A 12,820-nucleotide genomic window follows, 5' to 3' on the forward strand; every position below is an offset into this window, starting at 1 on the left:
AACCCAGCATGTCCCGCTACCCACTGTTGATCGACGGCGCCCTGCACGACGCCGAACACTACGATGACGTGCACGACCCAGCCAACGGAGAGGTGGTCGGTGCCGCCGCCCGCGCCAGCCAGGCCCAGGTCGACCAAGCCGTGCAGGCCGCCGTCCGCGCCCAGCCGGCCTGGGCTGCCGCCGCCGACTCGCGCCACGCGGCGCTGCGCCAGGCCGCAGCCGTGGTACGCGAGCATGCCGCCGAACTGGCCGAGCTGATCACCCGCGAACAAGGCCGTCCGCTGCCTTTCACCCAGGGTGAAGTCGCCGGCGTCGCCGCCACCTTCGAGCACTATGCCGGCCTGCCGGAGGCGCCCGCGCAGGTCTTGCGCGACGATGGCGAACGCCTGGTGCGCATCGTCCAGCGGCCCCTGGGCGTGGTCGCGGCGATCACGCCGTGGAACGTACCGCTGATCCTCCTGGCGCTGAAACTGGCTCCGGCGCTGCACGCCGGTAATACACTGGTGGCCAAGCCGTCGGAACACACCCCGCTGTCGACCCTGTTGCTGGCGCGCCTGCTCAAGGATGTCTTCCCCGCCGGTGTGCTCAACGTGGTCGCGGGGGCCGGCGAAGTCGGCGAGCGACTGGCCCGCCATCCCCGCGTGCGCCACATCACCTTCACCGGCAGCGTAGCCACCGGCAAGCGCCTGTATGCCGGCAGCGCCGACGACGTCAAGCGGCTGACCCTGGAACTGGGCGGCAACGACGCCGCACTGGTGCTGGAAGACGCCGACCTCGACGCCATCGTCGAGCCGCTGTTCTGGGGCGCCTTCTGGAACAGCGGCCAGGTGTGCTTCGCGATCAAGCGCCTGTACGTGCACGAAAGCCTGTTCGAGCGACTGGTCGCCGCACTCGCCGAGCGGGCCGGGCGCACCCGCCTCGGCCATGGCCTCGACGCACAGAGCGAACTCGGCCCACTGACCAACCGCCAGCAACTGGAACGGGTCGAGGCACTGGTCGCCGATGCACGCGCACAGGGTGCGCACGTCCACAGCGGCGGCCAGCGCCTGGAAGGCCCCGGCTACTTCTATCCGCCGACCATCGTCAGCGGCATCGGCGCCGGCGTGGCGCTGGTCGACGAGGAGCAGTTCGGCCCGGTGCTGCCGGTCATTGCGTTCAGCGACGTCGAGGATGCCATCGCCCAGGCCAATGCCAGCCACTACGGCCTCGGCGCGTCGGTCTGGACGCGCGACGAAGCACGCGGCGAAGCCATCGCCGCCCGCCTGGAAGCCGGCCTGGCATGGGTCAACCAGCACCTCGACATCCACCCCGGCGCGCCCAAGGGCGGGCACAAGTGGAGTGGCCTCGGCTACGAAGGCGGCCAGCGCGGCTACGAGGCCTTCAGCGAACTGCAAGTGATCAATGTGGCGCGGCGCTGAACGCGTCGCCCCTGACAACCCACAAGAGGATTTCCCCATGCGTGCCGGAAGCTGGCCATCCGTGCTACTCACCCTGGCCTTCGCCGTGATCATCGCGGCCTGCCATGGCAAGACCATTCTGCTGGTCGCCGATATCGCCGCCGCCTTCGACGTCACCCCGGCCCAGGCCAGTTGGGTGGTCTCGGCGGTGGCCATCGTCGCCGCCCTCGCCTCGCCGCTGGTCAACTGGGCGGTGGCGCGGGTCGGCGAACGCCGTGCCATCGTCTTCGGCCTGCTGCTGGCTGCCACCTGCAGCTACCTCGCCAGCCACAGCCAGAGTTTCGCCGGCCTGCTGGTACTGCGGGTGATCGAGGGCGCCGGCTATATCAGCGTGGTGCTGGCGGCCCTGGCCCTGCTGATCCACACCACCGAAGGCAAGCGCCGTACCAGCGCCCTGGCGTTCTGGTCGGTTGCCTCGCCACTGGGTGGCGCCATCGCCGTCTTCGCCGTCGCCCCTTATATCGGCAACGGCCAGTGGCGCACCGCCTTCAGCGGCCATGCCCTGGTCTTGCTGGCACTCTTGCTGGCCACGCCGCTGCTGCCCTCGGTGAACCTGACCAGCCGCAGCGAACGCAAGCCGCTGTCGCGGGTCTTCGCTATCTACGCCGACCCGTCGGCGCTGCGCCTGGCCCTGGCAGTCGGCGCACCACTGACCGTGGCCCTCGGCCTGGTGGCGATCGTCCCCGACTACCTGATCCGCCAGCTCGGCGTGGCGCCGGCGACCATCGGCGTGATATCGACCCTGGGCATCCTCTCCAGTGTGCTGGCCGGGCTGTTCGCCGGCGTCATTCTCAACCTGCCGCGCATCGGCACACTTAGCGTGGTCGCGGGAGCCGTGGTCGGCGTCATCCTGGAAATCATCTTCTTCCTGCCGGGTATCGGCAGCACCGCCGCCGTGGTAATCAAGATCGTCCAAGGCTTCTTCAGCAGCTTCGTGGTCGCCTGGGTGTTCACCAGCATTCCCAAGATGAGCCGCCATGGCGATGTGATGGGCGCCGGAGGCATCGCCGAGCAGGCGCTCTACCTGTCGATGTTCCTCGGCCCGGTGCTGTTGTTCCCGCTGTTCACCCTGCCGTCGAAACTGCCGTTCTTCGCCGCACTGGTAGTGGCCAACCTGCTGCCGCTATTCCTGCTGCCACTCAGCTTGCGTCGGAACACCGAGCCAGAAGCCGCAAAAGCCAGACTGGCCTGAGCACACACCGCCGCCAACTAAAAACCCCAGCGGAAATGCCTCTGCCGCTGGGGTTTTTAGACCTGTTCAACGTCTCGCGCGCCTGTTTCTAACGCAGCAGGGCCGACGCGCAGCAGACTTTGCACATGTTCACGATCTCAGATCGGCTCCTTGAGTAGCGTTGAGGCAGGAGCAGTCGTCCTCACTCGGTGTGTTTAGTCGTCATTCCCGCGAAGGCGGGAACCCAGAAGACACAGCACATGTGGATGATTCCCCTTCGGGCCAGCGCAAGCGCTGTTCAGCGATGGAGCCGCTGTCCCGCCTGCGCGGGAATAACGGAAGAACGAATGTCCGCCCCTCGAAGCAGCCTTCGAACGAGCCCGAAAAGATCGTGAACAGGTTCTCAGCCAACACCTTACCGCTGGCACCAGACGACACCGTGGTGCCAGCGACAAGGGTTCAGGCCGCGACTTCCAGCAGCTTCTGCCCCTGCTCCCACAGCCCCGTCATCTTCCATTGTTGCTCCAGTACGCCGGGGCCGAACTCCTTGGAACCACCGAACTGTTCAGCCAGCCCCTGGAAGTAGGCGCCTTCCTCGATCAGCAGGATCAGCTTGGCGACCTGGATGATCCCCTTGCCCCAGAAGGTCGCCCCGCCATTGGCCTCGAGAATGGCCGGGGTGTGCGGGTTCTCCTCGATCTTCTCCACGATGAAATCGGACTCCTGCTGGCGGCGATCGATGTAGATCGGCAACTCGCGGGCCAGGGTCACCCGTTGCGAGGCGGCATAGCGGATCGGCAATACCCGGTGGGCGCTGGCCCAGCCACCCAGGTAGGGCGTATGCACATGGGTCACCACATTGACTTCGGGGCGCTGGCGGAACACTTGTGCATAACGCTGGCCATTGCCACCCGCCTTGCTGCCGCTGAGGGGCGAGCCGTTGTCGGTGGTTTCGTCCAGTACCACCTGGCCATCGTAGCTGGCGACCACGGCGCGGATCTCCTGGTCGTCGCTCCAGGGGCCGGGCGCATGCAGGGCGATCACCAGGTCGGTATCCGGCACCCGCAGGTAGGCCTGGAAGGTATTGGTGGCGGTCAACGTGCGGGTGTCCTTGAGCACCCGGGTGGCCTTGGCGAAGTCGCGCTTGGCCTGGTCGAGGTGATCGAGCTGCTGGCGGGTAAGGCTGGCGGTCATGGCATGTCTCCTGTCTGGAAAGGGTATGGCCAGGCTCCTGGCTTGGCACTGGAGACACCTCAGCAAGACTTGAGCCATCGGATAAAATCATTTTATTTCAGTGACTTATAAAAAAATAAAACGGATAGCCCGCCCCGAAGCGCTCGTCCTGCTGCCGCCCCAGCAGGCATTGCTGGCCGAGTGTTGCTGAGCCAGCAAAGACCGCCCGGCAATCACCGCCCTACAGGCTGCAAGCCTTGCCATGCCTGGCTTTGCGCCTTTCGGCACAGGGCTTGCTCCAATGCTGCAAACCGGCAACGGCACACCCATGCAGCCACTGGAGCATTGACCCATGAGCACCGAATTCTTCTGGCGCCTCCCCCTTGGGAGCGACGGCCCCTACCTCGCCACCGACAAGAACAATCGCGGTGCCCCACGGCATCGTCCCGGCAATATCGCCCCCGGCCGCCTGGCCAATGGCGAGCCCGATGGCTTCACCTATATCGACTACATCGCCCAGGTGGCCAAGGCCGCCGAACTGGCCGGTTTCCAGGGCGCCCTGCTGCCCACCGGCCCCGAGCCCTGGATCGCCGCCGCCGCCCTGGCCCGGGAGACCCGGCGCATCCGCTTCCTCGTCGCGTTCCAGGCCACCTGGACCCTGCCGGCCTATGTCGCGCAGCAGGCGGCCATCCTGCAACACCTGAGCCATGGCCGCCTGGACTGGAACATCATTACCGGCGGCAACCCGGCGAGCCAGCGCGCCAACGGCGACTTCCTCGACCACGACAAACGCTACCAGCGCACCGGCGAATTCCTCGACATCATCGATGGCCTGTGGAACAACGAGCAGTTCAGCTACCAGGGCGATATCTACCAGCTGGAAAACGGTTCGCTGCCGCCAGGCCTGAGCCACGAGCGCAAGCCCGGCGTGTACTTCTCCGGCTTCTCCGATGCCGCGCTGGACGTCGCCGCGCGACATGCCGACGTCTACCTGAACTGGGCCGAGCCGGTCGACAAGCTGCGTCCGCACATCGAGCGCGTACGCGAGCTGGCCGACAAGCAGGGTCGCACGATTCGCTTCGGTATCCGCATCGACCTGTTCGCCCGGGAAACCGAGGAGGCCGCCTGGAGCGAACTGCGCCGCCAGTACGAACGCATCGACGCCAGCACCAGCGCCGCCATCCGCCACTTCGCCAGCGGCTCCGACTCGGTCGGCGCAGCGCGCCAGAACGCCTACCACCAGAACAGCGAGCGCTTCGACGACCTGATCATCGGCGCCAACCTCTGGGCCGGTTTCGGCAAGGCCAAGCCGGGGCCGACCATCGGCCTGGTGGGCAGCCACCAGAACGTCGCCGAACGCCTGGCCGAATACCGCGACGCCGGTTTCTCCACCTTCATCCTGGCCGGCAACCCGCACCTCGAAGAAGCCCTGCGCATCGGCCAGGACGTCCTGCCGCTGATCCAGTCCCATGCCGATCAACGCCCCGCCGCGCTGCAAGCCAGCGCCTGAGATAGGAATGTTCCCATGACACAACCGCTCGATACCCTCTGGTACACCCGCTGCCCGGTCCCCACCGGCCTCGGCATCGCCGTGCAGAAAGGCTGGCTGGAGGAAACCCTGGCGAGCCAGGGCACCACCATCAAATCGCTGCGCGAGTCGGCGAGCCAGGCGGTGCGCGAGTCGCACTTCGACCACAGCCTGCGCAACTCGGTGCGCCACGGCGGCAATATCCCGGCCATCTGGGCCCGCGCCAGCGGTCGCGAGACCCGGGTTATCGGCCTGTCCTGGGCGGACGAGGCGCAATTGATCCTCAGCCTGCCGGACAGCGGCATCAAGACCGTCAAGGACCTCAAGGATCGTCGCTTCGGCCTGCCCGACTGGAGCGACGCGCAGATCGACTTCACCCGCGCCCAGGCCATTCGCGGCCTGGAAAACGCACTACGCCTGGAAGGCCTGGAAGTGAAGGATGTCGAATTGGTCGACTATCACCAGGGCGGGACCTTCAGCGACGAGATCGTGCATGCCAGCAATGGCCTGGCCGGCTTCGGCGGCCGCCGCCATGGCGGCCAGAACCCGGAGCTGACCGGCCTGCTGCGCGGCGAGGTGGATGCGGTGTTCCTCAAGGGTGCCCATGCGGTGCAGTTGGCGCAGCAGTTCGGTCTGCACACGGTGATCGACACCGGCGCCCACCCGGAGCCGCTGGTGCGCTCGAACAACGGTACGCCCCGCACCCTGAGCGTCGACCAGCACCTGCTCGACCACCACCCCGACACCGCGGTGGCGATCCTCGGGGCGGTCCTGCGCGCCGAGGAGTGGGCCTGGACCCACCCGGACGACACGCGCCGCTACCTTGCACGGGAAACCAACAGCAGCGAATACTGGGTGACCGAAGCCTATGGCGAGGATGCCCACCAGCGCTTGCGCACCAACCTCGACGAACGCTCGATCCATGCCTTGCAGGATTTCACCGACTTCCTGCGCCGCTGGAATTTCATCCCGCACCGTTTCGACGTGCGCGCCTGGATCGACCCGCGTCCTCTGGAAACCCTGCGCAGTGCCGTGGCCCAGCGTGCCGGTTGAAACGCTGCATTCCCCTTCCACCTGCGGAGCGGCCCGCCGGGCCGCCTCCGCCTCTCCGCCCTACCGGGAGCGGAGAGCAGCCTTGCGTGAATCAGGACGCCCATGAGCACCACCCTCGACACCCTCTGGTACACCCACAGTCCGGTACCCACAGGGCTCGGCATCGCTGTCGAATCCGGCCGTCTGGCAGAAGCCTTCCGGCCCTTCGGGACCCGGATCCAGGCACTGCGCGAATCGTCCGACCGCGAAGTGCGCGAAGCCCACTTCGACCACCACCTGCCCAACTCGGTACGCCATGGTGGCAATATCCCGGCCATCTGGGCCCGCGCCAGTGGTCGCTCGACCCGCGTCATCGGCCTGTCGTGGAGCGACGAGGTGCAACTGATCGTCACCACCGCCGACAGCCCGCTGAAGGATATCCGCGACCTGAAGAACCGGAGCTTCGGCCTGCCCAAGTGGGCCAACGTACAGATCGACTTCACCCGCGCCCAGGCCGTTCGCGGCCTGGAGAACGCCCTCCGCCTGGAAGGCCTGGAGGTCGCCGACGTCGAACTGGTCGACTACCCCTACGGCGGCACCTACAGCGACGAACAGGTACGGCACATCCACGGCGCCCAGGTGACCTTCAACGGCAACCGTGTGCGCCGGCGCAACAACGAACTGATCGGCCTGCTGCGCGGCGATATCGACGCGATTTTCCTCAAGGGTGCCCACGGCCTGCACCTGGCCGACGAATTCGGCCTGCGCGTGATCACCGACGTCGGCTCCCATCCCGACCCGCTGATTCGCTCCAACATCGGCACGCCGCGCACCCTGACCGTCGACCAGCACCTGCTCGACGAGCACTTCGAGGCCTCCGTGCTGATCCTCGAAACCGTGCTGCGCGCCGAACAATGGGCCTGGGCGCACCCCGAGGAAACCCGGCGTTTCCTCGCCCGCGAACTGAACACCAGCGAGTACTGGGTGGCCAACGCCTATGGCGAGGATGCCCACCTGCGCCTGCACACCAACCTGGCCGAACGCTCCATCGGCGCCCTGCAGGACCTGACCGACTTCCTCGAACGCTGGGACTTCATCCCGCACCGCTTCGACGTACACGACTGGATCGAGACCCGTCCGCTGGAACAGTTGCTGGAGAAGGTCAATGTCGCCATCTAGGCCGGCGTTCCTGGCCAACTTCATGCTGCTGGCCGCCTTCAGTGGCGCCACCATCGGCATGGCGAAGATCGTCACCACGCTGTACGCCATCGAGATCGGCGCCAACGCCCTGCAGATCGGCATCATCTCGGCGATGGAGTCGCTGGGCATGATCCTGCTGACCCTGCCGGCCGGCTTCGTCATCGCCCGCTACGGCGCGCGCCGCGTGTACTTCCTCGCCAGCCTCGGGCCGATGCTGCTCAACCTGGCCATTCCGCTGTTCGGCGGCTGGCTGTGGCTGGCCAGCGCCCGCCTGCTGATCGGCCTGTGCATCCCCTTTCGCATCGTCGCCATGAACAGTGCCTTCCTGCAGCAGTTGCGCCACATCGGCCACGCCAGGGCCGGCTGGTATCGCGGCGCGCTGCCCCTCGGCATGGGCCTGATCGGGCCGTTGCTGGGCAACTGGCTGAGTGGCGGCGCCGGTTTCACCCTCGGCTTCGTGGTGATCGGCCTGTGCTTCGGCACGATGGCGTTCTACAGCCTCGGTTTCTGGGAGACAGGGCAGGTCGAACCAGGCGTGCCCGATGACGCGGGCGGCAGCATGCTGGCACAGACCCTGGCCATGCTCGGCCACGTGGAAATCGCCGAGAGCTGCCTGGTCGAAATGCTCTCCGGCGCCACCACCGCACTGTTCGGCACCTTCATCCTGCTGCTGGCAATGGACATCGCCGGGCTGTCGCAGACCCAGGCGGTCAGCCTGGTGATGATCCAGGGCCTGGCCACGGTACTCGGCCTGTTCGGCTTCGGGCACCTGGTCGAGCGTCGGCAGCGGCGCTTCATCTACCTGCTCGGCCTGCTCGCCACGCTGCTCGGCCTGGCGCTGCTGGGCCGCAGCCACCACTACTGGCTGCTGGCCGGCGGCGGCACGCTGCTCAGCGCGGCGGCGGCCCTGACGCACCTGATCAACATGGCCCAGCTCAGCGAGCACGGCGGCGACAAGAGCAAGGTCTCCGGCCTGTTCAACCTGGCCAGCATGCTCGGTGGATTCGCCGGAGCCCTGCTCGGCGGCGCAATCAGCCAATGGCTCGGCCTGCACAACCTGTTCCTCGCCTGGATTCCGCTGGTCCTGCTGGTCGCGGCCTATTGCTGGTGGCGCAAGCGGCGGCGGGTGCCCGGCGATTGCATGGTGGAAGGCTGAACATGGCCGCCGCCCTTGTGGAGCGCCTGAGCTGGTTCGTCTCCCCCCTCCTAGTACTGCTGGCCTGGGCACTGGTGGCCGCTGCCGGCTGGTTCCCTCCGCAATTGCTGGTGCCGCCGTCCCACGTCTACCAGGCGTTCAGCGAACTGCTCGGCAGCGGCGAGCTGCGCGAGCACCTGGCTGTCAGCCTGTCGCGGCTGGGCAGCGGCTTTACCCTGGGCGCCCTCGGCGGCCTGCTGTTCGGCACGGCCCTGGCGCTGTCGAGGCAGGTCGAAGCCTATTGCGCGCCGCTGTTCCATACCCTGCGGCAGATTCCCTCGATCGCCCTGATCCCGATGTTCATCCTGTTTTTCGGCGTCGAGGAAACCTTCAAGGTCCTGATCGTGTTCAAGGCCGCCTTCTTCCCGGTGGCGCTGGCCACCTGCGAGGGTATACGAGGCATTCCACGCAGCCATTTCGAAGTGGCCGACGTCTACCGCCTGCCCCTGTCGACCCTGATCAAGGACGTCGCCTTCCCCGCCGCCGCGCCACCGATCCTGACCGGCCTGCGCATCGGCCTCAGCCGTGCCTGGATGGTGCTGATCGCCGCGGAATTGCTGGCCGCCGACAGCGGCCTCGGGCAGATGATCGAGATGAGCCGGCAGATGATGCGCATCGATGTGGTGATGGTCGGCGTGGTGGTGGCCGGGGCGGTCGGCTTCGTGCTCGATCATGGCCTGCGTCTGCTGGAAAAGCGCCTGTTCCGCTGGAAAACGCAATGATGAAGAAATACCTCTTGCCCCTGCGCGGCCTGCTCCTGCCACTGCTGCTGATCGCCGCCTGGGAATACCTGTCGCGGCAGGGCGCCAGCCACGCCTACGCCTTCGTCCCGCTGGCACGCATCGGTTCGGCGATCGGCGAATTGCTGGCCAGCGGCGAACTCTGGTTGAGCGTATCCGCCAGCCTGCTGCGCACTTGCCTCGGCCTGCTCTACGGCGTGCTCGCCGGCTTTGCCGTGGGCCTGGCGATGGCCCGCTCGCGCATCGCCGAGCGCCTGCTGGCACCGCTCTACCACACGCTGCGCCAGGTCCCGATCCTCGGGCTGATCCCGTTGATCGCCCTGTGGTTCGGCAGTGGCGAGTTTTCTAAGGTGCTGCTGGTCTCGCTGGCGGCCTTCTACCCGATGGCGCTCAACACCTTCGAGGGCTTCTCCCACGTCGAACGACGCCACCTGGAAGTCGGGCGCATCTATGCCCTGACGCCGTTGCAGCGGCTCGTCCATGTGGAGCTGCCCAGCGCTCTGCCCAGCCTGTCCAACGGCGTACTGCATGCGCTGGCCTTCGCCTGGGTCAGCTCGGTGGGCTGCGAGTTGTTCCTCGCCACGGGAATGGGCCTGGGCAACCTGATGATGAACGCCGAGACCGGCTCGCGCATGGAGATCGTGGTGATCGCCGTGCTCTGCGTCGGCCTGCTCGGCTATGCCATGAACCAGCTCTTTTCACGCCTCAGCCGGCACCTGTTGCGCTGGCGCAATCTTCGTCGCTAGGTGAACCCGATGACCGCCATTCTCGCGCCACGACTGCTCGACCACGAACAGCGCCAGCCCGGCGCCCTGGAGATACGTGGCCTGAATAAACGCTACCGGATCGACGGCCAGTCGCTGCCGGTATTGCAGAACATCGACCTGCAGGTGCGTCCCGGCGAGTTCGTCAGCATCGTCGGCGCCAGTGGCTGTGGCAAATCCACCCTGCTGCGCCTGATCGTCGGCCTGGAGGACGACTTCGACGGGCAGATCCGCCTGGATGGCGAGCCCATTTCCGGCACCAGCCTGGAGCGCGGCATCGTGTTCCAGGACCACCGCCTGTTCCCCTGGAAGACCGTCGAGCAGAACATCCTGCTGGCACTGAAGAACAGCCGCCTGAGCCGCCAGGAGAAAGCCGGGCGGGTCGCCGAGCACCTGGCACTGGTCGGCCTGAGCGGTTTCGAGCAGGCCTACCCGCACCAGTTGTCTGGCGGCATGGCGCAGCGCGCGGCCATCGCCCGGGCGCTGATCACGCGACCGAAGGTACTGTTGCTCGACGAACCCTTCGGCGCCCTCGACGCCCTCACCCGGATTCGCCTGCAACACGAATTGCAGCGCATCTGGGTGCAGCAGCGCAGCACCATGATCATGGTCACCCACGATGTCGAGGAGGCGCTGTACCTGGGCGACCGGGTGATCGTCATGGACCCCAGACCGGGCCGTATCCGCCATGAGGTCAGGGTCGAGCAACCACACCCGCGGGACCGCCAGTCCTCTCACCTGCACAGGCTCAGGGACGAGTTGCTACTGGAGCTGACGGGGCAGGACGCCCTTTGAATGCCCGCGAATCGGACGTCGAGATGGACGCTTCAACGCGAAATGCCCATATCCCAGTAGCCCCCGTGCGGGCTGGCTGAGGAGCGGATGCGGCATCGCCTGGCCACGGTAGCGGGCCCGTTCTGGCGGCACGGCCTGAAGACAATCGCGGGTGAATGGCCTGTTTTTGTTGATACTTCGTCATGAACGGTAAGCGACGGGTTTCAGACTCGAAACCAAATCCCGACCCGCTCCTGCCTGCCGCCGGCAGTCGCTCCTGCTACAATCTGGCGCCCTCACCCCCGAGCCCGTGCCGTGACCAACGCCTTTTCCTCCCTGCCACTGCCCGCCTCGATGCTGGCCAACCTCGATGACCTCGGTTATCGCGAGATGACGCCGATCCAGGCCAGCAGCCTGCCGTTGATCCTCAAGGGGCGCGACCTGATCGCCCAGGCCAAAACGGGCAGCGGCAAGACAGCGGCCTTCGCGATCGGTCTGCTCAAGCCGATCAACCCACGCTTCTTCGGCTGCCAGGCGCTGGTACTGTGCCCGACCCGGGAACTGGCCGACCAGGTCGCCAAGGAGATTCGCCGCCTGGCCCGCGCCGAAGCCAACATCAAGGTGCTCACCCTGTGCGGTGGCGTGCCCTTCGGCCCGCAGATCGGCTCGCTGGAGCACGGTGCGCATATCATCGTCGGCACACCGGGGCGGGTGCAGGAGCATCAGAACAAGGGCACGCTGAAGCTCGACGGCCTCAACACCCTGGTCCTCGACGAAGCCGACCGGATGCTCGACATGGGCTTCATCGACAGCATCGCCGCGATCATCGAGCGCACCCCGGGTCGCCGCCAGACCCTGCTGTTCTCCGCCACCTACCCGGACGCCATCGAGCAGCTCGCCGCCCGTTTCCTGCGCGATCCCGAGCGAGTCGAAGTAGAGAGCGTGCATGACGAGGGCCAGATCAAGCAGCGCTTCTACGAGATCGACGGCAAGCAGCGCGAGGAAGCGGTGATCGCCCTGCTGCGCCATTTCCGCAGCCAGCCGACCGTCGCCTTCTGCGCCACCCGTCAACAATGCGACGAAATCGCGGCCCGCCTGGAAGCCGAGAAGATTTCCGCCGCGGCGCTGCACGGTGACCTGGAGCAACGCGAGCGCGATCAGGTGCTGACACTATTCGCCAACCGCAGCCTGAGCGTGCTGGTGGCCACCGACGTGGCCGCCCGTGGCCTGGATATCGCAGGCCTGGAGGCAGTGATCAACGTCGAGCTCAGCCGCGACCCGCAGGTCCACGTGCACCGCATCGGCCGTAGCGGCCGGGCCGGGGCCAAAGGCCTGGCGCTGTCGCTGGTCGCCCCAGCCGAGGCATCCCGCGCCCAGGCCATCGAAACCCAGCAGGGCGCGCCGCTGAGCTGGCACCTGCTCAACGAACTGCAGCCCCATGCGCAGGCCCTGTTGCCACCGATGCGCACCCTGTGCATCGGCGCCGGGCGCAAGGACAAGCTGCGCCCCGGCGATATTCTCGGTGCGCTCACGGGCGAAGGCGGCATCAGCGGTGCACAGGTCGGGAAAATCGCAATTTTCGATCATCAGGCCTATGTTGCAGTGGATCGGGAAGTGGCCAGCCAGGCATTGCAATGCCTGACCCGAGGCAGGATCAAAGGACGCGGTCTCAAGGTACGAGCCGTATAGATAGATGACCTTCTCCATCGGAAACGGTCGGATTTGACGCAGGATGGGTGAATCTTCCAGCAATGCTGTGCCATGATCGCCCCGAGTTTTGGAGACC

General features: G+C 66.6%; 11 protein-coding genes. 10 read left to right on the forward strand and 1 reads right to left on the reverse strand.

What is annotated here, in order from left to right; all coding sequences use genetic code 11:
• The first annotated feature begins 8 nt into the window (after window positions 1–8).
• On the forward strand, window positions 9–1,418 hold the full coding sequence (locus tag ACSZPK_RS13415) for an aldehyde dehydrogenase family protein (protein WP_437881963.1): 1,410 nt from the start codon (window positions 9–11) through the stop codon (window positions 1,416–1,418).
• 37 nt (window positions 1,419–1,455) lie between these two features.
• A complete protein-coding gene (locus ACSZPK_RS13420) occupies window positions 1,456–2,649 on the forward strand; it encodes an MFS transporter (RefSeq protein WP_437881964.1) in 1,194 nt (397 codons plus the stop codon).
• Between the two features lie 438 nt (window positions 2,650–3,087).
• Here the strand turns inward: ACSZPK_RS13420 and ACSZPK_RS13425 are convergent, their stop codons facing one another.
• Window positions 3,088–3,822, reverse strand: a complete 735-nt coding sequence (locus tag ACSZPK_RS13425) for a class II aldolase/adducin family protein (RefSeq protein WP_437881965.1) — start codon at window positions 3,820–3,822, stop codon at window positions 3,088–3,090.
• Window positions 3,823–4,153: 331 nt separating this feature from the next.
• Here ACSZPK_RS13425 and ACSZPK_RS13430 point away from each other — a divergent pair, with 331 nt between their 5' ends.
• The 8 genes from ACSZPK_RS13430 (at window position 4,154) to dbpA (ending at window position 12,723) form a co-directional block, all read left to right on the forward strand.
• Window positions 4,154–5,311 carry an LLM class flavin-dependent oxidoreductase gene (locus ACSZPK_RS13430; RefSeq protein ID WP_437881966.1) on the forward strand — a complete coding sequence of 386 codons (1,158 nt, stop codon included), beginning with the start codon at window positions 4,154–4,156 and terminating at the stop codon, window positions 5,309–5,311.
• Window positions 5,312–5,326: 15 nt separating this feature from the next.
• Entirely contained in the window at window positions 5,327–6,382 is a 1,056-nt protein-coding gene (locus ACSZPK_RS13435) for an ABC transporter substrate-binding protein (RefSeq protein WP_437881967.1), read from the forward strand.
• A 102-nt stretch (window positions 6,383–6,484) separates the two neighbouring features.
• Window positions 6,485–7,540: an ABC transporter substrate-binding protein gene (locus ACSZPK_RS13440; protein WP_437881968.1), complete on the forward strand. Its 1,056-nt coding sequence runs from the start codon at window positions 6,485–6,487 to the stop codon at window positions 7,538–7,540.
• A complete protein-coding gene (locus ACSZPK_RS13445) occupies window positions 7,527–8,717 on the forward strand; it encodes an MFS transporter (protein WP_437881969.1) in 1,191 nt (396 codons plus the stop codon). Before ACSZPK_RS13440 ends, ACSZPK_RS13445 begins: the two co-directional genes overlap by 14 nt.
• A gap of 2 nt (window positions 8,718–8,719) precedes the next feature.
• Entirely contained in the window at window positions 8,720–9,478 is a 759-nt protein-coding gene (locus ACSZPK_RS13450) for an ABC transporter permease (protein ID WP_437881970.1), read from the forward strand.
• Window positions 9,478–10,242, forward strand: coding sequence for an ABC transporter permease (locus tag ACSZPK_RS13455; protein WP_437882015.1), 765 nt, complete (start codon window positions 9,478–9,480; stop codon window positions 10,240–10,242). Before ACSZPK_RS13450 ends, ACSZPK_RS13455 begins: the two co-directional genes overlap by 1 nt.
• Before the next feature lie 9 nt (window positions 10,243–10,251).
• Window positions 10,252–11,055 carry an ABC transporter ATP-binding protein gene (locus ACSZPK_RS13460; protein WP_437881971.1) on the forward strand — a complete coding sequence of 268 codons (804 nt, stop codon included), beginning with the start codon at window positions 10,252–10,254 and terminating at the stop codon, window positions 11,053–11,055.
• A 294-nt stretch (window positions 11,056–11,349) separates the two neighbouring features.
• A complete protein-coding gene (dbpA, locus tag ACSZPK_RS13465; protein WP_437881972.1) occupies window positions 11,350–12,723 on the forward strand; it encodes an ATP-dependent RNA helicase DbpA in 1,374 nt (457 codons plus the stop codon).
• Window positions 12,724–12,820: the final 97 nt, after the last annotated feature.

Source organism: Pseudomonas sp. LRF_L74 (assembly GCF_965644255.1).
Classification (GTDB): Bacteria; Pseudomonadota; Gammaproteobacteria; order Pseudomonadales; family Pseudomonadaceae; genus Aquipseudomonas.

What these genes read in the sequence shown, in the direction of transcription:
- ACSZPK_RS13420 (WP_437881964.1), top strand. Translation starts at nt 1,456, where the DNA reads ATGCGTGCCGGAAGCTGGCCATCCGTGCTACTCACCCTGGCCTTCGCC.
- ACSZPK_RS13450 (WP_437881970.1), top strand. Translation starts at nt 8,720, where the DNA reads ATGGCCGCCGCCCTTGTGGAGCGCCTGAGCTGGTTCGTCTCCCCCCTC.
- ACSZPK_RS13415 (WP_437881963.1), top strand. Translation starts at nt 9, where the DNA reads ATGTCCCGCTACCCACTGTTGATCGACGGCGCCCTGCACGACGCCGAA.
- ACSZPK_RS13460 (WP_437881971.1), top strand. Translation starts at nt 10,252, where the DNA reads ATGACCGCCATTCTCGCGCCACGACTGCTCGACCACGAACAGCGCCAG.
- ACSZPK_RS13445 (WP_437881969.1), top strand. Translation starts at nt 7,527, where the DNA reads ATGTCGCCATCTAGGCCGGCGTTCCTGGCCAACTTCATGCTGCTGGCC.
- ACSZPK_RS13455 (WP_437882015.1), top strand. Translation starts at nt 9,478, where the DNA reads ATGAAGAAATACCTCTTGCCCCTGCGCGGCCTGCTCCTGCCACTGCTG.
- ACSZPK_RS13435 (WP_437881967.1), top strand. Translation starts at nt 5,327, where the DNA reads ATGACACAACCGCTCGATACCCTCTGGTACACCCGCTGCCCGGTCCCC.
- ACSZPK_RS13430 (WP_437881966.1), top strand. Translation starts at nt 4,154, where the DNA reads ATGAGCACCGAATTCTTCTGGCGCCTCCCCCTTGGGAGCGACGGCCCC.
- ACSZPK_RS13425 (WP_437881965.1), bottom strand. Translation starts at nt 3,822, where the DNA reads ATGACCGCCAGCCTTACCCGCCAGCAGCTCGATCACCTCGACCAGGCC.
- ACSZPK_RS13440 (WP_437881968.1), top strand. Translation starts at nt 6,485, where the DNA reads ATGAGCACCACCCTCGACACCCTCTGGTACACCCACAGTCCGGTACCC.